An 18962-nucleotide genomic window follows, 5' to 3' on the forward strand; every position below is an offset into this window, starting at 1 on the left:
TGAAAATTAAATTTCGATCAAAAAGCCAATCTAGAAATATTAAATAGAAACTTGGACGTTTATTTAATTATTTTCCTTTTAAATAATAAAAATACGCAATTGACGGCAAATCCTTGAAATTCCTATGATTTTTCCATCCGCGCCACCCGGCCCGGCCCAGGAGAGTCCCATGGATCTGCAACGATTTCCGCGCCATCGCCTGACCTTCGGCGACACCCCCATCGAGAAGCTCGAGCGCCTGTCCGCGCATCTGGGCGGCAAGGTCGAGATCTACGCCAAGCGCGAAGACTGCAACAGCGGCCTCGCCTTCGGCGGCAACAAGCTGCGCAAGCTGGAGTACCTGATCCCGCAGGCGCTGGAACAGGGCTGCGACACGCTGGTCACCATCGGCGGCATCCAGTCCAACCACACCCGCATGGTGGCAGCCGTGGCCGCCAAGCTCGGGCTGGCCTGCGTGCTGGTGCAGGAAAACTGGGTGGACTATTCGGACGCGGTCTACGACCGGGTCGGCAACATCATGATGAGCCGCCTGATGGGCGCCGACGTGCGTCTGGTGGACCAGGGGTTCGACATCGGCTTTCGCCGCAGCTGGGAAGAGGCGCTGGAAGATGTCCGCAAGCGCGGCGGCAAGCCCTACGCGATTCCAGCGGGCGCGTCCGACCACGAACTCGGCGGCCTGGGCTACGTCGGCTTCGCCGAGGAAGTGCGGCGCCAGGAAGCCGAGCTGGGCTTCAAGTTCGACTACATCGTCGTCTGCGCGGTCACGGGCAGCACGCAGGCCGGCATGGTGGTGGGCTTTGCGGCGGATGGCCGCGCGGACCGCGTCATCGGCATCGACGCTTCAGGCACGCCCGAGCAAACCCGCGCGCAGATCCTGCGCATCGCGCGGCGCACGGCCGACATGGTCGGACTCGGCGCCGCCATCGAAGAGCGCGACGTGGTGCTGGACACCCGCTATGCCTACCCGGCCTATGGCCTGCCCTCGGCCGAGACCAACGAGGCCATCCGTCTTTGCGCCCGGCTCGAGGGCATGATGACCGACCCGGTCTACGAAGGAAAATCCATGCAGGGCATGATGGACATCATCCGCCGCGGCGAGATTCCGGCCGGCTCGCGGGTTCTGTATGCGCACCTGGGAGGGGTGCCGGCGATCAACGCCTACAGCTTTCTCTACCGCAACGGATAAGGGCGCCTACGGCGCCTTCGGCTGGCCTTGCGGCGACTTGCGCTGAAAGGCCGGCCAGGCCCTGGACTTGCCAGTCCTGGCCGCCAGCGCCGATGATGAGCGCAGGAAGCGCAGCCCAGCCGGCGTATCCGCCGGCTGGGTTTTTCGTTTGGGCCCGCCTTTCCAGCCCCCAAATAAAATTATGTACATAGTTTGTATACAAACCTACGATTTCCCGCTATGGTGCTGATCATCAGGAAGTCATCCGCTCACCCACGCCCGGCCGCCGCGCGCCGTTGCCCTCCGCCCGCCTCATGACCGTCTACGATTCCACGCTCCCCTACCCCCGCGACCTGGCCGGCTACGGCCGCAATCCGCCGCATGCCCGATGGCCGGGGCAGGCGCGCATCGCGGTGCAGTTCGTGCTGAATTACGAGGAAGGCGGCGAGAACAGCGTGCTGCATGGCGACCCCGGGTCCGAACAGTTCCTGTCGGAAATGTTCAACCCCGCCAGCTATCCCGAGCGCCACCTCAGCATGGAGGGCATCTACGAGTACGGCTCGCGCGCCGGCGTCTGGCGCATCCTGCGGGAATTCGAGAAGCGCGGCCTGCCGCTGACGGTATTCGGCGTGGGCATGGCCTTGCAGCGCCATCCGGAACTGACCGCCGCCTTCGTCGAACTGGGACACGAGATCGCCTGCCACGGCTGGCGCTGGATCCACTATCAGCACATCGACGAGGCCACCGAGCGCGAACACATGCGCCTGGCCATGGACGCGATCACGCAAATGACCGGCAGCCGTCCGCTGGGCTGGTACACCGGCCGCGACAGTCCGCGCACGCGGCGCCTGGTGGCCGACTATGGCGGGTTCGAGTACGACAGCGACTACTACGGCGACGATCTGCCCTTCTGGATGCGCGTACAGAAAACGGACGGCAGCGTCGTGCCGCAACTGATCGTGCCCTACACGCTGGACTGCAACGACATGCGCTTCGCGCTGCCGCAGGGCTATTCGCACGCTGATCCCTTCTTCCAGTACCTGAAGGACAGCTTCGACGCGCTCTACGCCGAAGGCGACGAAGCGCCCAAGATGATGAGCATCGGCATGCATTGCCGCCTGCTGGGCCGGCCCGGCCGCATCACCGCGCTGCAGCGTTTCCTGGACCACATTGCCAGCCATGACCGCGTCTGGGTCTGCCGGCGGCTGGACATCGCGCGCCACTGGAAGGCGGCGCATCCCTACACCCCCAACGCCTGAACAGGACGGCCATGGCCCATACCCTAGCCCAACTCAATGCGGCGGCGCCCGCGGACGCCGTCGCCATGCTCGACGGCCTGTACGGACATGCGCCCTGGATCGCCGAACGCGCGCTTGGCCACCGGCCGTTTCGCTCGCTGGCCGACCTGGCGCAGCGCCTGCGCCGCGCCGTGAACGAGGCCGACGCCGACGCCCGGACGGCGCTGCTGCGCGCCCATCCGGAGCTGGCAGCAGGCACGCCCCGGAACGCCGATTCGGCACGCGAACAGGACTTGGCCGGATTGGCCGCGTGCACGCCCGCCGAATTGGCTCGCCTGCAAGCATTGAACGCCGACTACGGCGCCAGATTCGGCTTTCCCTTCGTGCTGGCCGTACGCGGCCCGCGCGGCGCCGGCATGACGCGCCAGCAGGTGATCGACGAATTCACCCGCCGCCTGGACAACCCGCCGGACCTGGAATTCGAAGAAGCCCAGCAGCAGCTGCACCGCATCGCCGAGATCCGCCTGCGCGATAGCTTCGACGCCGAGCCCGCCATCGGCAACGACATCTGGGACTGGGGCGAACAACTGGCCGTCCACAGCGATCCGGGCTACGCAGAAAAAGGCCAGCTCACCGTCACCTACCTGACCGCAGCCCACCGCGCCTGCGCCGCGCTGTTGTCGCAATGGATGCGCGACTGCGGTTTCGACGAGGTCGGCATCGATGCGGTTGGCAACGTGGTCGGCCGCTACCTGGCCGCCAGCGCCGACGCCCCCACCCTCATGACCGGCAGCCATTACGACACCGTGCGCAACGCCGGCAAGTACGACGGCCGGCTGGGCATCTTCGTGCCGATGGCCTGCGTGCGCGAACTGCACCGCCAGGGCAAGCGCCTGCCCTACCACCTGGAAGTCATCGGCTTCGCGGAAGAGGAAGGCCAGCGCTACCGCGCCACCTTCCTGGGTTCGGGCGCGTTGATCGGCGACTTCAAGCCGCAATGGCTGGACCAGCAGGACGCAGACGGCGTCAGCATGCGCGACGCCATGGCGCAAGCCGGCCTACGCAGCGCAGACATCCCCAAGCTCAAGCGCGATCCCGCCCGCTATCTGGGCTTCGTCGAAGTCCACATCGAACAAGGTCCGGTGCTCTACGAAATGGGGCTGCCGCTGGCCGTGGTCACGTCCATCAACGGCTGCGTGCGCTATCAGGTGCGGATCAACGGCCTGGCCTGCCACGCCGGCACCACCCCGATGAACCGCCGCCGCGACGCCGCCACCGCCACGGCCGAGCTGGCCTTGTACGTGGAGCAGCGCGCCGCCCGCGACGGCGACTCGGTCGGCACCATGGGCATGCTGGAAGTGCCCGGCGGTTCGATCAACGTGGTGCCGGGAGAATGCCGCTTCAGCCTGGACCTACGCGCGCCCAGCGACGCGCAGCGTGATGCGCTGGCGCGCGACGTGCTGGCCGAGCTCGAAGCCATCTGCCAGCGCCGCGGCCTGCGCTACACGCTGGAAGAAACCATGCGCGCCGCCGCCGCGCCCAGCGATCCGGCCTGGCAGCAGCGCTGGGAACGCGCCGTCGACGCGCTGGGACTGCCCGTCCATCGCATGCCCAGCGGCGCCGGCCACGACGCCATGAAGCTGCATGAAGTCATGCCCCAGGCCATGCTGTTCGTACGCGGCCAGAACTCCGGCATCAGCCACAACCCGCGCGAATCCACCTCCAGCGACGACATCCAGCTTGCCGTGCTGGCGTTCCTGCGCCTGCTCGACGATCTTGCCCACGACACCCAATAGCCGACCATGACCGATTACGCCCGACTCGACGCCTGGATTGACGCCCACTTTGACGAGGAAGTCCGCTTCCTGCAGGAGCTGGTGCGCGTGCCGACCGACACGCCTCCCGGCAACAATGCGCCACACGCCGAGCGCACGACCGAATTGCTGCAAGGCTTCGGCCTGGAGGCCGAAGCCCATCCGGTGCCGGCGCAGGAGGTGCGGGACTATGGCCTGCAATCCATCACCAACCTCATCGTGCGCCGCGAGTACGGCGCGGGCGGCCTGCGCGTGGCGCTCAACGCCCACGGCGACGTGGTGCCGCCGGGCGAAGGCTGGGAACATGATCCTTACGGCGGCGAAATCGACGGCGGCAGCCTGTACGGCCGCGCCGCCGCGGTCAGCAAGAGCGATTTCGCCAGCTACACGTTCGCCCTGCGCGCGTTGGAAGCCGTCGCCCGCCCCAGCCGCGGCGCGGTCGAACTGCACTTCACCTACGACGAGGAATTCGGTGGCCTGCTCGGCCCCGGCTGGCTGCTGTCCCAAGGCCTGACCAAGCCCGATCTGCTGATCGCCGCGGGTTTCAGCTACGAGGTCGTGACCGCCCACAACGGCTGCCTGCAGATGGAAGTGACGGTCCACGGCAAGATGGCGCATGCCGCCATCCCCAGCAGCGGCGTGGATGCGCTGCAAGGCGCGGTCGCGATCCTGAACGCGCTGTACGCGCAGAACACGCGGTATCGGGAGATCCGCTCCGAGGTGCCGGGCATCAGCCACCCCTACCTGAACGTCGGCCGCATCGAAGGCGGCACCAACACCAACGTGGTGCCGGGCAAGGTGGTGTTCAAGCTGGACCGGCGCATGATCCCCGAAGAAAACGCGGCCGAGGTCGAGGCCGACATCCGCCGCATCATCCAGGAAACCGCCGCCTCCGTGCCCGGCATCAGCGTGGACATCAAGCGCCTGCTGCTGGCCAATTCCATGCGCCCGCTGCCGGGCAACCAGCCGCTGGTGCAGGCCATACAGAAACATGGAGAGGAATTGTTCGGCGAGCCCATCGCCGCCATGGGCACGCCGCTTTATACCGACGTGCGCCTGTACGCCGAAGCGGGCATTCCGGGCGTGATCTACGGCGCCGGACCGCGCACCGTGCTGGAATCGCACGCCAAGCGCAACGATGAGCGGGTGGTGCTGGAAGACCTGCGGCGCGCCACCAAGGTCATCGCCCGCACGCTGGCCGACCTGCTGGACGCCGCCTGAGGCGGGCGCCCGGCAGGACCGGCCGGGCGCTTCACGCCAGTTTCATCACCCGGCGCCAGAACAGGATCGCCACCGCCACGAAGACGGCCAGGCCCAGGAACGAGGCCGTGTGCTCGAAGCCCGCGCCGGCGATCGCCAGCGGCGCTTCGGTACCGGCCGCGCCGATGATGCCGGCCATCAGCACGCCGACCAGGCTTTCGCCCACGATCAGGCCAGAGGCGATCAGCACGCCGCGGCGGTTGGCCGCGTCGGCGAACTGCTCGTAGGGCTTGCCGGCGGCGGCCGCGCGGCGGCGCAGAGCGCGTTCCAGCAGCCATGCCAGGACCGCTCCGACCACGATGGGCGCGGCGACGGTGGGCGGCAGGTAGATGCCGATACCCACGGCCAGCACCGGAATGCGGGCCACGCGGCAGGTGCGCTTCATGATTTCGTCCACCACGATCAGCCCCACGCCGACCGCCATGCCGATCAGGATCATGGTCCAGTTGAGCTGGTGCGTGAAGATGCCGCGCGCGATCGCCAGCATCAGCGTCGCCTGCGGCGCCGACAAGGCCTGCGCCGGGTCCATGCCTGCGCGCGGCATGGCGTCGGCAAAACCGTAGGCGTTGTAGAGCAGTTCCAGCACCGGCGAAATCACCGCCGCGCCGGCCACGCAGCCGATCAGCAGGGCCACCTGCTGACGCCAGGGCGTCGCGCCCACCAGCCAGCCGGTTTTCAAGTCCTGCAGGTTGTCGTTGGAAATGGAGGCCACCGCCACCACCGCCGAGGTGCTGAAGATCGACAACGCAATCGCCATCTGCACGCCGTTCTGCGCGCCCAGCAGTTCGCCGCCCAGCGCCAGCATCAGCAGCGATACCAGCACGATGGCGACGATACCCACGCCCGAGATCGGGCTGGTCGACGACCCTACCAGGCCGGCCATGTAGCCGCAGGCCGCGGCCACCAGGAAGCCGAAGACGAAGGCGAACAGCACGGCGTAGGCCACCAGCTTCCAGATGCCGGCGGGCGACAGCGGCGCGCCGGACAGGAACACCTGGAACGTGACGACCAGCACCGCCACCAGCACCAGCGTCACCGCTGAAATCCAGCCGGCCGACAGGTCGCGCTCGGTGCGCGGCGCGCGCCCGGCACGGGCGGCGCCCGCCTTGGTCAGCGCCGCGAACGAAGCCTTGACGCCGCGCGCCATCGGCATGAACAGCGTGGCCAGCGTCCAGATGGCGCCCACGCCGATCACGCCGGCGCCGATGAAGCGCACCTGCGAAGCCCACAGGCCGGTAGCGTACTTCGCCAGCGACGTGCCCGCGGGCATGTCGCCCATGGCGGTCAGGATGGGCACGGCGATGCCCCAGGAAATAATCAGTCCGGTCAGCATGGCCAGCCCGGCGACGATGCCGATCAGGTAGCCCGCGCCCAGCAGCGCCAACGAAAAGCCCATGGGCAGCCGGAATACCGCGCCGCCCAGTGCGAACCAGCCGCTGACGCTGTCGCCCAGCACGCGCAGTCCGCTGGCGGCGAAACTGACCGCGGCGGCGACCACGCCGCCAGCCACGATGTCGCCCATGCCGGTCTCGGCCTTGGCCGGTGCGCGTCCGTCCTCCGCGGCCTCGTCCTGGGCGCGCTCGGCGCTGCCCACCCGCAGGATTTCAGCGGCGGCCACGCCTTCCGGATACGGCAAGTCGCTCTGCACCACCATCACGTGGCGCAGCGGAATGGTGAACATCACGCCCAGCATGCCGCCGGCGGCGCAGATGCCCAGCGTCTGCCAGAACGGGAAGCCCTGCCAGTGTCCCATCATGACCAGGGCCGGCAGGATGAAGATGATGGACGACAGCGTCCCGGCCGCGGAGGCCTGGGTCTGCACCATGTTGTTTTCGAGGATGTTCGCGTCCTTGAACAGGCGCAGGACGGACATCGAGATCACCGCCGCCGGAATGGCGGATGAGAACGTCAGGCCCACCTTCAGTCCGAGAAAGACGTTGGAAGCCGTGAAGATGACGGTGATGATTGCGCCCAGGAGGATGCCGCGGAACGTAAGTTCGGGCAACGTGACCTCTGCCGGGACGCTGATGGGTTGGGTCATTGCAGTTATTCCTATCTTGCCAGGCGCGAATTCTAGCGCCTTCGCGTCCACCCAGCGGTCACCCCTCTGAGACGACCGCCAAGCATATCCTCGGCAGAAGCTGCCGCAAGCAGTAAAACTTGCAAAAGATTATGCTGAATTTTCCGAAGTTTCCCCAGAATTTTGATCACCCATGCCAGGGGCTAGGGTCTAGCATGGACGTCAAACCAGGAGACGACCAGACCATGCGCGACGCCAGTTCCGCCCCCGGGCAAGACATCCAGCACGACGCCGATCCCGCCGAAACCGCCGAATGGCGCGAGGCGCTGGAATCGCTGGTACAGGCGGAAGGTTCTGAACGGGCGGGCTACGTGCTGGACAATCTGCTGGGCCATGCGGCGTCGCTGGGCCTGCGCGCCAACAGCCAGACCCGCACCGCCTACCTCAACACCATCCCCGCCGACCAGGAGCCGCCCTTCCCCGGCAACCTCGCCGTGGAGGAGCGCATCGCCCGCATCAACCGCTGGAACGCGCTGGCGATGGTGGTGCGCGCCAACCAGGCGCATGGGGAGCTGGGCGGCCACATCGCCAGCTATGCCTCGGCCGCCGACCTGTTCGAGGTCGGCTTCAACCATTTCTTCCGCGCGCAGAGCCCGGACGGCCCCGGCGACCTGGTCTACATGCAGCCGCACTCGGCGCCCGGCGTGTATGCCCGCGCCTATCTGGAAGGATTCCTGGGCGAAGAGGACCTGGCGCATTTCCGCCAGGAGATCACGGCCGGCGCGCGCGGCCTGCGCGGACTGTCGTCGTACCCGCACCCGTGGCTGATGCCCGACTTCTGGCAGTTCCCCACGGGGTCGATGGGCATCGGCCCCATCAACGCCATCTACCAGGCGCGCTTCATGCGCTATCTGGAGCACCGTTCGCTCATGCCCGGCGGCGACCGCAAGGTCTGGGGCATCTTCGGCGACGGCGAAATGGACGAACCCGAATCCATCGCCGCGCTGACGCTGGCCGCGCGCGAGAAACTCGACAACCTGGTGTTCGTGGTCAATTGCAACCTGCAGCGCCTGGACGGCCCGGTGCGCGGCAACGGCCGCATCATCGATGAGCTGGAAACGCTGTATGCGGGCGCGGGCTGGAACGTCATCAAGCTGGTCTGGGGCAGCGACTGGGACGCGCTCTTGCGGCGCGACACCGGCGGCGCCCTGGCGCGCGCCTTCGCCAACACCGTGGACGGACAGTTCCAGACCTTCGCGGCCAACGACGGCGCCTTCAACCGCGCCCACTTCTTCAACCAGAATCCCGAACTGGCTGCTCTGGTGGCCGACTGGAGCGACGAGGCCATCGACCGGCTGCACCGCGGCGGCCATGACATGGTGAAGATCCATGCGGCCTACCACCGCGCCGTGCGCCATCGCGGCCAGCCCACGGTGATTCTGGCGCAGACCAAGAAGGGCTTCGGCATGGGGTCGGCCGGCCAGGGCAAGATGACCACGCACCAGCAGAAGAAGCTGGACGACGAGGCGCTGCTGGCCTTCCGCGACCGCTTCGCGCTGCCGATCTCGGACGCCGATTGCCTGGCGCTCAAGTTCTACCGCCCGGCCGAGGACAGCGCCGAACTGCGCCACCTGCAGGCCCGCCGCGCCGCGCTGGGCGGCCACATTCCCCGCCGCAACACCGAGGCGCCGCGCCTGGCGCCGCCGGACGCCGAACACTGGGCGCGTTTCGCGCTGGCCGCCGACGGCAAGGAAATGTCGTCCACCATGGCCATCGTGCGCATGCTGACCGCCCTGCTCAAGGACGCCACCGTGGGGCCGCGCATCGTGCCCATCGTGGCGGACGAGGCGCGCACCTTCGGCATGGCCAACCTGTTCCGCCAGATCGGCATCTACTCCGCGCAAGGCCAACTCTATGAACCCGAGGACATCGGCTCGGTGCTGTATTACCGCGAAGCGCGCGACGGCCAGATCCTGGAAGAAGGCATTACCGAGGCCGGCGCGATTTCCTCGTGGACGGCCGCGGGCACCAGCTATTCGGTCAACGGCCTGCCGATGCTGCCCTTCTATATCTATTACTCGATGTTCGGCTTCCAGCGCATCGGCGACCTGATCTGGGCTGCCGCCGATCAGCGCACGCGCGGCTTCCTCGTCGGCGCCACCTCCGGCCGCACCACGCTGGGCGGCGAAGGGCTGCAGCACCAGGACGGCTCCAGCCACATCATGGCCGCCGCAGTGCCGAACTGCCGCGCCTATGACCCGGCCTATGCCTACGAGGTCGCCATCATCGTCGAGCACGGCATGCGCCGCATGCTGGACGAGCAGCGCGACGAGTTCTACTACCTGACCGTCACCAACGAGAACCTGGCGCAGCCGGACATGCCGGCAGGCGAAGACGTACGCGAGGGCATCCTGCGCGGCATGTACCGCCTGCGGCCCGCGCGCGGGCAGGCCCAGGTGCGCCTGCTGGGCGCCGGCCCCATGCTGCGCGAGGCCGAAATTGCCGCGCAACGGCTGCAGGCCGACTACGGCGTGGACGCCGAAGTCTGGAGCGTCACCAGCTTTTCCGAGCTGGCCCGCGCCGGCCGCGAAGCCGAACGCGCCCGCGTGCTCGGCCTTGCGTCCGGCGCCGACTGGGTCCGCACCTGCCTGGGCGCCAGCAACGCCCCGGTGGTTGCCGCCAGCGACTACGTGCGCGCCGTGCCGGAACAGATCCGCGCCTGGGTGCCCGCGCCCTACCGCACGCTGGGTACCGACGGCTTCGGCCGCAGCGACACCCGCGCCCAGCTGCGCGACTTCTTCGAGGTCAGCGCGGACTGGATCGTGCTGTACGCGCTGGACAGCCTGGACCGCCAGGAAGACGCCCAGACGCTGCGCGCGCGCCTGAATGCCGGCACGCGGCAAACGCCGCCTTGGGATAGATAGGATTGCAATCCGGGATGCAGCGAGGTTTTGCGCAAAATCGTCCATTCGCTGCAGCGCAACAACCAAGCACCCGCGCTTTCTGTTGAAATACGGGTGTTCCCAAGCATTTCCCAGAAAATACGGCGGGCCGCGAGCCCGCTTTTTGCAATCCCATTTCCTTTCCATTTAGCGCCCGCAAGGCCTGTATCCCATGGACGAAACCCTCACCAAAATGGCGTTGGACTACCACGCCTACCCCACCCCCGGCAAAATCTCGGTCACGCCGACCAAGACGCTGGCCAACCAGGACGACCTGTCCCTGGCCTACTCCCCCGGCGTGGCGGCCGCCTGCATGGCCATCTTCGACCAAGGCGATGACGCCGCCTCGAAGTACACCTCGCGCGGCAACCTGGTGGGCGTGATCACCAACGGCACCGCCGTGCTGGGCCTGGGCAACATCGGCCCGCTGGCCGCCAAGCCTGTGATGGAAGGCAAGGGCTGCCTGTTCAAGAAGTTCGCCGGCATCGACGTGTTCGACATCGAACTGGCCGAGAACGACCCCGACAAGCTGGTCGACATCATCGCGGCGCTGGAGCCCACGCTGGGCGGCGTCAACCTCGAGGACATCAAGGCGCCCGAGTGCTTCTACATCGAGAAGAAGCTGCGCGAGCGCATGAAGATCCCCGTCTTCCACGACGACCAGCACGGCACCGCCATCATTTCGTCGGCCGCCATCCTGAACGGCCTGAAGGTCGTGAACAAGGACATCGGCTCGGTCAAGCTGGCTTGCTCGGGCGCCGGCGCCGCCGCCATCGCCTGCCTGGACCTGCTGGTGCACCTGGGCGTCAAGCGCGAGAACATCTACGTGGTGGACTCGCGCGGCGTGATCTGGGACGGCCGCGATGAAAACATGGAAGCCAACAAGAAGCGTTACGCGCAGAAGACCGACGCCCGCACGCTGGCTGACGTGGTAAACGGCGCCGACGTGTTCCTGGGCTGCTCGACCGCCGGCGTGCTGACCGCCGACATGGTCAAGACCATGGCCGCCAGCCCGCTGATCCTGGCGCTGGCCAACCCGGAACCGGAAATCCGTCCCGAGGTGGCCAAGGCCGCCCGCCCGGACTGCATCATCGCCACCGGCCGTTCGGACTACCCGAACCAGGTCAACAACGTGCTGTGCTTCCCGTTCATCTTCCGCGGCGCCATGGACGCCGGCGCCTCGCGCATCACGGAAGAAATGAAGCTGGCTTGCGTGAAGGCCATCGCCGAACTGGCTCAAGCCGAACAAAACGACGAAGTGGCCCGCGCCTACGCCGGCCAGGAACTGTCGTTCGGCCCGGACTACATCATCCCGAAGCCCTTCGACCCGCGCCTGATCGTCCAGATCGCCCCGGCCGTGGCCCAAGCCGCCGCCGACTCCGGCGTGGCTGCCCGCCCCATCGAAGACATCGAGGCCTACCGCCAGAAGCTGATGGGCTTCGTGTACCACTCGGGCCAGCTGATGCGTCCGCTGTTCGCCCAGGCCAAGAAGGCGCCCAAGCGCGTCATCTACGCCGACGGCGAAGACGAGCGCGTGCTGCGCGCGGTGCAGACCGTGGCCGATGAAAAGCTGGCGTTCCCGATCCTGATCGGCCGCCCGGCCGTCATCGAAATGCGCATCAAGAAGTTCGGCCTGCGCCTGGCGGCCGGCCAGGACTTCGAGATCGTGGATCCGGAAGACGACAGCCGCTTCAACGAAACCTGGAATGCGTACTACCAGTTGAAGGGCCGCGAAGGCGTGACGCCGGCCATCGCCAAGGCGATGATCCGCAAGCACAACACGCTGATCGGCGCGATGCTGCTGCGCCGTGGCGACGCGGACGCCCTGCTCTGCGGCGTGGCCAGCAAGTACGACAACCAGCTCAAGTACATCGACGAAATCATCGGCAAGAAGGAAGGCCAGACCTACGCCGCGCTGAACGTGCTGATGCTGCCCGACCAGACGCTGTTCGTCACCGACACCCACGTCAACGAGAACCCGACGGCCGAGGAAGTCGCCAGCATCACCATCCAGGCCGCGGACGAAATGCTGCGCTTTGGCGTGGTGCCGAAGATCGCCCTGCTGTCGCACTCCAACTTCGGCAGCCGCGTGACGGAATCCTCGCGCAAGATGGCCGCCGCGCGCCAGATGGTGCAGGACCGCGCTCCCGACCTGGAAGTCGACGGCGAAATGCACGCCGACGCCGCCCTGTCGGAAAAGATCCGCGTGCTGGCCTACCCGGACAGCACGCTCAAGGGCCGCGCCAACCTGCTCGTCATGCCCACGCTGGACACCGGCAACATCACGTACAACATGTTGAAGATGACTGGCAGCAATGGCGTCGCGATGGGTCCGATCCTGCTGGGCGCGGCGCGCCCTGTGCACATCCTGACCACCAGCGCCACCGTGCGCCGCATCGTCAACATGACGGCGCTGGCCGTGGTGGACGCGCAGCAGGAAGCCGCCGAGGCCGCCAAGAAGCGTCGTTGATCATCGACGGCCATTAAGGCAAAGGGCGCCCCTTGGGGCGCCCTATTTCTTGCTGCGGGCACTTTCCGCCGCGATAGCCTGCCGGCCCGGGCTGATGGTAAAAACCAAGTTCAACCTTGTTTTCTGGAGTCCACATGCTGGCCGACGCCTTGTATGCCTGGTTTCATTACCTGGCCATTTTCCTGCTGGTGGTGGTCCTGACCGCCGAAGCCGTGCTGCTGCGGCCCGATCTCACCGCCGCCGGCCTCAAGCGCCTGGTCATCTATGACCGCCTCTATGCGCTGAGCGCCGTGGTGGTGCTTGTCACCGGCGTGCTGCGCCTGACGCTGGGCATCAAGGGCGCCGCGTTCTACATGAGCAATCCCTGGTTCCACGCCAAGATCACGCTCTTCGTCATCATCGGCCTCTGTTCGATCGCGCCCACGATGACCTTCCTGCGCTGGGCCAAGCAATCGCGCCAGCAGCCGGGCTTCCTGCCCGCGGCCGCCGACATCAAGCGGGCGCGGCGCTGGGTCATGATCGAATCGCACCTGTTCATCTTCCTGCCGCTGTTCGCCGTGCTGATGGCGCGCGGCATCGGCGCGTAACACTCCGCCAGGGCCGCGCGCATCAAGAGCAGGATGCGCGGCGGCGGGCCTCGGGCTCCTCGTCGCCCACGACAAAGGTGGCGAAGTGGAAGACGCCCACCGTATCGTTCTGGACCACGTCCACGACCTCGCCGGCCAAGGTCTGCATCACCGACATGCCTTCCGGCACGTCGGCCTGGCCGTCGCGTTTGGCGGCCTGGCCATTCCAGGGGCTCAGCACCAGCACGCCCGGGTACGGTTCGCGCGCATCGCCGCGGCCGCGGCGCACCGACTTCACCTGAGTGCCGGCGGCATAGCTCACGCCGCCGAATCGCGTCGGGCAAGCCAGTTCCGCATCGCTGACCCGCAGCAGGCGCCGCGCCTCGTCAAGATACAGCCTGGGCTCGCTCAAGGGCAGCCCGAATATCCGGACCGCCATCGGATCCTTGACCTCGATGCGCCAGCGATCCGGATCGCTCGAGCCATCGGTGTAGACCGTGCCGCTGGAGCCGTAGAGGATGGAACCCGGCGCGAGATCCAGGGTTTCGGCGCGGTTGCCCGGACCCAGCACGCACTTGTCTAGCGCCGTCATCGCGCCATCGCGCTTCACCTCGAACTCGATCTCCTGCGTGGCGTCGCACCGCCAGCCCAGCACGGTCTGGCTGCCCGCACCGCGCAGGATGACGTTGCGCGGATAGCGGCCCCGCAAGGCGTAGGTTTCGTCGTCATAGTCCGAATCGAGATAACGCCGCGCGCTCGACGCCTGCACGCCATACATGGCCACGGGCTGCGGAAACTCCGCTTCGAGATAGGTCTCCAGCTGCCCTTCGTCCTGCAGCTTCAGCCGCGTTCCCGCGGGCATGACGGTGCCACCGACGGTCGTGGCTTCCTGCAGCGTGACATTGCGAGCTGCCTCGGCGCGGGCGCCCTCCCGCTCGATTTGCCAGATCACCGTCTGCACCCAGGCATAGAAGGCGAACGGCACGGCCAGCACGACGAATACCAGGGTGGAGGTCTTCCAGTACTTGCGCACCGTGCGGCGCGCGCCGCCGATGGCAACCAGGACCACGGCCCAGGCCAGCAACGCCAGACCGGCGAGAAAACCCAGGGAAACAAAAATGTAAAAGCCGGCGGAAGGCAGCGCTATCGGAATCATGGCAAGGATGGTACACGCCAAACCATCACGCCGCGGCCACACGGCGAACAGGCAACAAAAAACCGCCCGAAGGCGGTTTCTTGCTCAAGCCAGGCTGCGTATCAACGCTTGTCCATCGGCGGCACATCGCGCGTGACCGAACCGGTGAACAGCTGGCGCGGACGGCCGATCTTGTAATCGGGATCCGACAGCATTTCGTTCCACTGGGCGATCCAGCCCACCGTGCGGGCCAGCGCGAAGATGGCCGTGAACAGCGAGGTCGGGATGCCGATGGCGCGCTGGACGATACCCGAGTAGAAGTCCACGTTCGGGTACAGCTTGCGCTGAACGAAGTACGGATCCGACAGGGCGATGCGTTCCAGTTCCATGGCCAGCTTGAACAGCGGGTCGTTTTCCAGGCCCAGGGCCGAGAGCACTTCCTTGCAGGTTTCCTGCATCAGCTTGGCGCGCGGGTCGTAGTTCTTGTAGACGCGGTGGCCAAAGCCCATCAGGCGCACGCCCGAGTTCTTGTCCTTGACCTTCTCCATGAACTCGCCGACCTTGGCGATGCCGCCGTTGGCTTGCAGCTCTTCCAGCATCTGCAGGCAAGCTTCGTTGGCGCCGCCGTGAGCCGGGCCCCACAGGCAAGCCACGCCGGCCGAAATGGCGGCGAACGGGTTGGTGCCCGACGAGCCGCACAGGCGGACGGTCGAGGTCGAAGCGTTCTGCTCGTGGTCGGCGTGCAGGATGAAGATGCGGTCCAGCGCGCGCTCGACGACTTCGTTCACCTTGTAGTCTTCGCACGGCGTGGCGAACATCATGCGCAGGAAGTTGCCCGTGTAGGACAGGTTGTTCTGCGGGTAGATGAAGGGCTGGCCTTGCGAGTACTTATAGGCCATCGCGACCAGCGTCGGCATCTTGGCGATCAGGCGGATGGCCGAGATGTGGCGATGCTGCGGGTTCGTGATGTCGGTGGAGTCGTGGTAGAACGCGGACAGCGCGCCGACCAGGCCGGTCAGCACGGCCATCGGGTGCGCGTCGCGGCGGAAGCCGCGCAGGAAGAAGTGCAGCTGCTCGTTGACCATCGTGTGATGGGTCACTTGCGAATCGAAATCGGCCTTCTGGTCCTTGTTGGGCAGTTCGCCGTTCAGGATCAGGTAGCAGATGTCCATGAAGTCGCAATTGACGGCCAATTGCTCGATGGGGTAGCCGCGGTACAGCAGTTCGCCCTTGTCGCCGTCGATGTACGTGATGCCCGATTCGCAGGCGGCGGTGGACATGAAGCCGGGGTCAAACGTGAACATGCCCGTCTGGCCGTACAGCTTGCGGATGTCGATCACATCCGGACCAACCGTACCCTTGTAAACAGGGAACTCAATGGGGGCGCTGCCATCCGAGAAGGATAGAGTGGCTTTTTTGTCAGACAGGTTCATGTTCATTCCTCTCAATTAATCAGAGCGCGCGCATCTGGCCAATGATGCTCCGAAGCCTGGGCGTGTCCAGCGCGCCCTCAAGCTCTTTGCGGGCCAGCAGCAGATCGAGAAGGTCGTTGTCTCCCATCTCGAAAAGCTGCGTCAATGCGGCCACGTCATCATCGGTAAGTTCAGCCTCGTGGGCATCCAGATACCGGGTGATGATCAAGTCGTTTTCGAGCAAGCCGCGGCGCGCCCGCCAACGCAAACGCGCCCGCTCCAATTCAGTTAGCTTGCTCATCTTTCTTTACACCTAAAAAAAGCCCCAACGCCGCACCCGCTACACGGGTTTGCCACCCCCTGGAGGGCGTTTTTGCCTTGGGACGGCCCGGCGGCAAAAACGCCGCCGGAGGCAAAATGCGCTTGCTTAAAACTAGACCGTACGGCGAACCATCAGTTCCTTGATCTTGCCGATCGCCTTGGTCGGGTTCAGTCCCTTGGGACAGACGTCGACGCAATTCATGATGGTGTGGCAACGGAACAGGCGGTACGGATCGTCCAGGTTGTCGAGGCGGCTGCCCGTGGCTTCATCGCGGCTGTCGGCGATGAAGCGGTAGGCTTGCAGCAGGCCGGCCGGGCCGACGAACTTGTCCGGGTTCCACCAGAACGACGGGCAGGAAGTGGAACAGCACGCGCACAGAATGCATTCGTACAGGCCATCCAGCTCTTCGCGGGCCTCGGGCGACTGCAGACGTTCCTTTTCGGGCGGCGGCGTGTCGTTGATGAGGTACGGGCGGATCGAGTGGTACTGGTTGAAGAAGTGCGTCATGTCCACGATCAGGTCGCGGATGACGGGCAGGCCCGGCAGCGGACGCAGAACGATGGGTTCCTTCAGTTCGCGCAGGTTGGTCGTGCACGCCAGACCGTTCTTGCCGTTGATGTTCATGGCGTCCGAACCGCACACGCCTTCACGGCACGAGCGGCGCAGGGCCAGGCTGTCATCGACGTCGTTCTTGATGCGCACCAGCGCATCGAGCAGCATCTTGTCGGTCGGCTGGAGTTCGACGTCCAGCTTCTGCATGTACGGGCGCTCGTCCTTGTCCGGATCGTAGCGGTAGATTTCGAACTTGACGATTCTCTTGGTGCTCATAGTGGGCTCAATCCGGACTTAGAAGGTACGCGCCTTGGGCGGGAAGGACTCGACCGTCAGCGGCTTCATCTGCACGGGCTTGTAATCCAGGCGGCTGCCTTCGGAGTACCACAGCGTGTGCTTCAGCCAGTTTTCGTCGTCGCGCGTCGGGTGGTCGTCCAGCGCGTGTGCGCCGCGGCTTTCGGTGCGGGCGGCGGCCGACTTGATGGTGGCGCGGGCCACTTCGGTCATGTTCGCCATTTCCAGCGCCTCGACGCGCGCGGTGTTGAACACCTTGGACTTGTCCTTGAAGTAGATGTGGTCGGCCTGCTTGGCCAGATCCTCGATCTGGGTCACGCCTTCGTTCAGCAGCTCCAGCGTGCGGAACACGCCGCAGTGGCGCTGCATCGAGAAGCGGATGGCGTTGCCGATGTCCTGGGTCTTCTCGCCCGAGGTGCGCGATTCCAGCTTGTTGACGCGGTCCAGCGAGAATTCGACGGCTTGCTGCGGCACGGGCTGGTGCGCGTGCTGGCGTTCCGGATGCGAATTGACGATGTGGTTGCCGGTGGCGCGGCCGAACACGATCAGGTCCAGCAGCGAGTTGGTGCCCAGGCGGTTGGCGCCGTGCACCGACACCGCGGCGCATTCGCCGATGGCGTACAGGCCGTTGACGATCTTGTTCTCGCCGTTTTCGCGCGTCAGCACCTGGCCGTGGTAGTTGGCCGGAATGCCGCCCATCTGGTAGTGGATGGTCGGAACGACGGGGATCGGTTCCTTGATCGGGTCCACGTTGCCGAACTTGATCGCGATTTCGCGGATCGAGGGCAGACGCTTGTTGATCACGTCGGCGCCCAGGTGGTCCAGCTTGAGGACCACGTAGCTGCCGTCCGGACCGCAGCCGCGGCCTTCCTTGATTTCCTGGTCCATCGAGCGGGACACGAAGTCGCGCGGGGCCAGATCCTTCAGCGTGGGCGCATAGCGCTCCATGAAGCGTTCGCCATCCTTGTTCAGCAGGATGCCGCCTTCGCCGCGCACGCCTTCGGTGATCAGCACGCCGGCGCCGGCCACGCCGGTCGGGTGGAATTGCCAGAATTCCATGTCCTGCAGCGGAATGCCCGCGCGGGCGGCCATGCCCAGGCCGTCACCGGTGTTGATGAAGGCGTTGGTGGAAGCGGCCCAGATGCGGCCGGCGCCGCCGGTGGCCAGCACCGTGGTCTTGGCTTCCAGGATGTAGATTTCGCCCGTTTCCATTTCCAGGGCGGTCACGCCCACGACGTCGCCCGCTTCGTTGCGCAGCAGGTCCAGCGCCATCCATTCGACGAAGAACTGGGTGCGCGCGGCGACGTTGCGCTGGTAGAGGGTGTGCAGCAGCGCGTGGCCGGTGCGGTCGGCAGCGGCACAGGCGCGCTGGACCGGCTTTTCACCGAAGTTGGCGGTGTGGCCGCCGAACGGGCGCTGGTAGATGGTGCCGTCGGGGTTGCGGTCGAACGGCATGCCGAAGTGCTCGAGCTCGTACACGGCGTTCGGCGCTTCGCGGCACATGAATTCGATGGCGTCCTGGTCGCCCAGCCAGTCCGAACCCTTGACGGTGTCGTACATGTGCCAGTACCAGTTGTCTTCGCTCATGTTGCCCAGCGAGGCGCTCACGCCGCCCTGTGCGGCAACCGTGTGCGAACGCGTGGGGAACACCTTGGACAGCACTGCAACGGACAGGCCCGCTTGGGACAGTTGCAGCGAACAACGCATGCCGGCTCCACCGGCGCCAACGACCACCACATCAAACTGGCGGCGCGGCAGGGATTTCATGACAG

Annotated in this window: 13 protein-coding genes; 7 read left to right on the plus strand and 6 right to left on the minus strand. The window is 66.1% G+C overall.

All coding sequences use genetic code 11. The features are described from left to right. Positions 1–169 precede the first annotated feature (169 nt). From IAG39_RS23395 to IAG39_RS23410, 4 genes are all read left to right on the plus strand, one after another. Complete coding sequence (locus tag IAG39_RS23395; protein ID WP_054450759.1) at positions 170–1186, plus strand: 1-aminocyclopropane-1-carboxylate deaminase; 1017 nt, start codon at positions 170–172, stop codon at positions 1184–1186. 293 nt (positions 1187–1479) lie between these two features. Then, a complete protein-coding gene (puuE, locus tag IAG39_RS23400) occupies positions 1480–2424 on the plus strand; it encodes an allantoinase PuuE (protein ID WP_118933991.1) in 945 nt (314 codons plus the stop codon). Positions 2425–2435: 11 nt separating this feature from the next. Further along, positions 2436–4199 carry a 2-oxo-4-hydroxy-4-carboxy-5-ureidoimidazoline decarboxylase gene (gene uraD / locus IAG39_RS23405; protein ID WP_118933992.1) on the plus strand — a complete coding sequence of 588 codons (1764 nt, stop codon included), beginning with the start codon at positions 2436–2438 and terminating at the stop codon, positions 4197–4199. A 6-nt stretch (positions 4200–4205) separates the two neighbouring features. Further along, on the plus strand, positions 4206–5438 hold the full coding sequence (locus IAG39_RS23410) for a M20 family metallopeptidase (protein ID WP_059374648.1): 1233 nt from the start codon (positions 4206–4208) through the stop codon (positions 5436–5438). 31 nt (positions 5439–5469) lie between these two features. On the opposite strand, the gene IAG39_RS23415 is transcribed toward IAG39_RS23410, so the two are convergent. Beyond that, the gene (locus IAG39_RS23415; RefSeq protein WP_118933993.1) at positions 5470–7518 is read right to left on the minus strand and encodes an OPT family oligopeptide transporter; all 2049 of its coding nucleotides are present in this window, start codon (positions 7516–7518) and stop codon (positions 5470–5472) included. A gap of 224 nt (positions 7519–7742) precedes the next feature. Between IAG39_RS23415 and mdeB the strand changes: the two genes are divergently transcribed. The 3 genes from mdeB to IAG39_RS23430 all read left to right on the plus strand — a co-directional run bounded on the left by mdeB (position 7743) and on the right by IAG39_RS23430 (position 13496). After that, positions 7743–10421 carry an alpha-ketoglutarate dehydrogenase gene (gene mdeB / locus IAG39_RS23420; RefSeq protein WP_118933994.1) on the plus strand — a complete coding sequence of 893 codons (2679 nt, stop codon included), beginning with the start codon at positions 7743–7745 and terminating at the stop codon, positions 10419–10421. Between the two features lie 190 nt (positions 10422–10611). Continuing rightward, the gene (locus IAG39_RS23425; protein ID WP_059374654.1) at positions 10612–12909 is read left to right on the plus strand and encodes an NADP-dependent malic enzyme; all 2298 of its coding nucleotides are present in this window, start codon (positions 10612–10614) and stop codon (positions 12907–12909) included. Between the two features lie 134 nt (positions 12910–13043). Next, on the plus strand, positions 13044–13496 hold the full coding sequence (locus tag IAG39_RS23430) for a DUF2214 family protein (RefSeq protein ID WP_118933995.1): 453 nt from the start codon (positions 13044–13046) through the stop codon (positions 13494–13496). Between the two features lie 22 nt (positions 13497–13518). On the opposite strand, the gene IAG39_RS23435 is transcribed toward IAG39_RS23430, so the two are convergent. The 5 genes from IAG39_RS23435 to sdhA all read right to left on the minus strand — a co-directional run bounded on the left by IAG39_RS23435 (position 13519) and on the right by sdhA (position 18957). Next, positions 13519–14631, minus strand: coding sequence for a hypothetical protein (locus IAG39_RS23435; protein ID WP_118933996.1), 1113 nt, complete (start codon positions 14629–14631; stop codon positions 13519–13521). 101 nt (positions 14632–14732) lie between these two features. Continuing rightward, positions 14733–16043: a citrate synthase gene (gene gltA / locus IAG39_RS23440; protein WP_059375329.1), complete on the minus strand. Its 1311-nt coding sequence runs from the start codon at positions 16041–16043 to the stop codon at positions 14733–14735. A 19-nt stretch (positions 16044–16062) separates the two neighbouring features. Further along, positions 16063–16323 carry a succinate dehydrogenase assembly factor 2 gene (locus IAG39_RS23445; RefSeq protein ID WP_013392311.1) on the minus strand — a complete coding sequence of 87 codons (261 nt, stop codon included), beginning with the start codon at positions 16321–16323 and terminating at the stop codon, positions 16063–16065. A gap of 132 nt (positions 16324–16455) precedes the next feature. Beyond that, positions 16456–17172, minus strand: coding sequence for a succinate dehydrogenase iron-sulfur subunit (locus IAG39_RS23450; protein WP_059374660.1), 717 nt, complete (start codon positions 17170–17172; stop codon positions 16456–16458). Between the two features lie 18 nt (positions 17173–17190). Further along, the gene (gene sdhA / locus IAG39_RS23455) at positions 17191–18957 is read right to left on the minus strand and encodes a succinate dehydrogenase flavoprotein subunit (protein WP_191295314.1); all 1767 of its coding nucleotides are present in this window, start codon (positions 18955–18957) and stop codon (positions 17191–17193) included. Between the last annotated feature and the right edge of the window lie 5 nt (positions 18958–18962).

Source organism: Achromobacter xylosoxidans, assembly GCF_014490035.1.
Taxonomy (GTDB): Bacteria; Pseudomonadota; Gammaproteobacteria; order Burkholderiales; family Burkholderiaceae_B; genus Achromobacter; species Achromobacter bronchisepticus_A.

Coding starts and splice junctions, on each gene's coding strand:
- mdeB (WP_118933994.1), top strand. CDS start 7,743: ATGCGCGACGCCAGTTCCGCCCCCGGGCAAGACATCCAGCACGACGCC.
- IAG39_RS23430 (WP_118933995.1), top strand. CDS start 13,044: ATGCTGGCCGACGCCTTGTATGCCTGGTTTCATTACCTGGCCATTTTC.
- uraD (WP_118933992.1), top strand. CDS start 2,436: ATGGCCCATACCCTAGCCCAACTCAATGCGGCGGCGCCCGCGGACGCC.
- puuE (WP_118933991.1), top strand. CDS start 1,480: ATGACCGTCTACGATTCCACGCTCCCCTACCCCCGCGACCTGGCCGGC.
- IAG39_RS23410 (WP_059374648.1), top strand. CDS start 4,206: ATGACCGATTACGCCCGACTCGACGCCTGGATTGACGCCCACTTTGAC.
- IAG39_RS23435 (WP_118933996.1), bottom strand. CDS start 14,631: ATGATTCCGATAGCGCTGCCTTCCGCCGGCTTTTACATTTTTGTTTCC.
- sdhA (WP_191295314.1), bottom strand. CDS start 18,957: ATGAAATCCCTGCCGCGCCGCCAGTTTGATGTGGTGGTCGTTGGCGCC.
- IAG39_RS23425 (WP_059374654.1), top strand. CDS start 10,612: ATGGACGAAACCCTCACCAAAATGGCGTTGGACTACCACGCCTACCCC.
- IAG39_RS23445 (WP_013392311.1), bottom strand. CDS start 16,323: ATGAGCAAGCTAACTGAATTGGAGCGGGCGCGTTTGCGTTGGCGGGCG.
- IAG39_RS23415 (WP_118933993.1), bottom strand. CDS start 7,518: ATGACCCAACCCATCAGCGTCCCGGCAGAGGTCACGTTGCCCGAACTT.
- gltA (WP_059375329.1), bottom strand. CDS start 16,043: ATGAACCTGTCTGACAAAAAAGCCACTCTATCCTTCTCGGATGGCAGC.
- IAG39_RS23395 (WP_054450759.1), top strand. CDS start 170: ATGGATCTGCAACGATTTCCGCGCCATCGCCTGACCTTCGGCGACACC.
- IAG39_RS23450 (WP_059374660.1), bottom strand. CDS start 17,172: ATGAGCACCAAGAGAATCGTCAAGTTCGAAATCTACCGCTACGATCCG.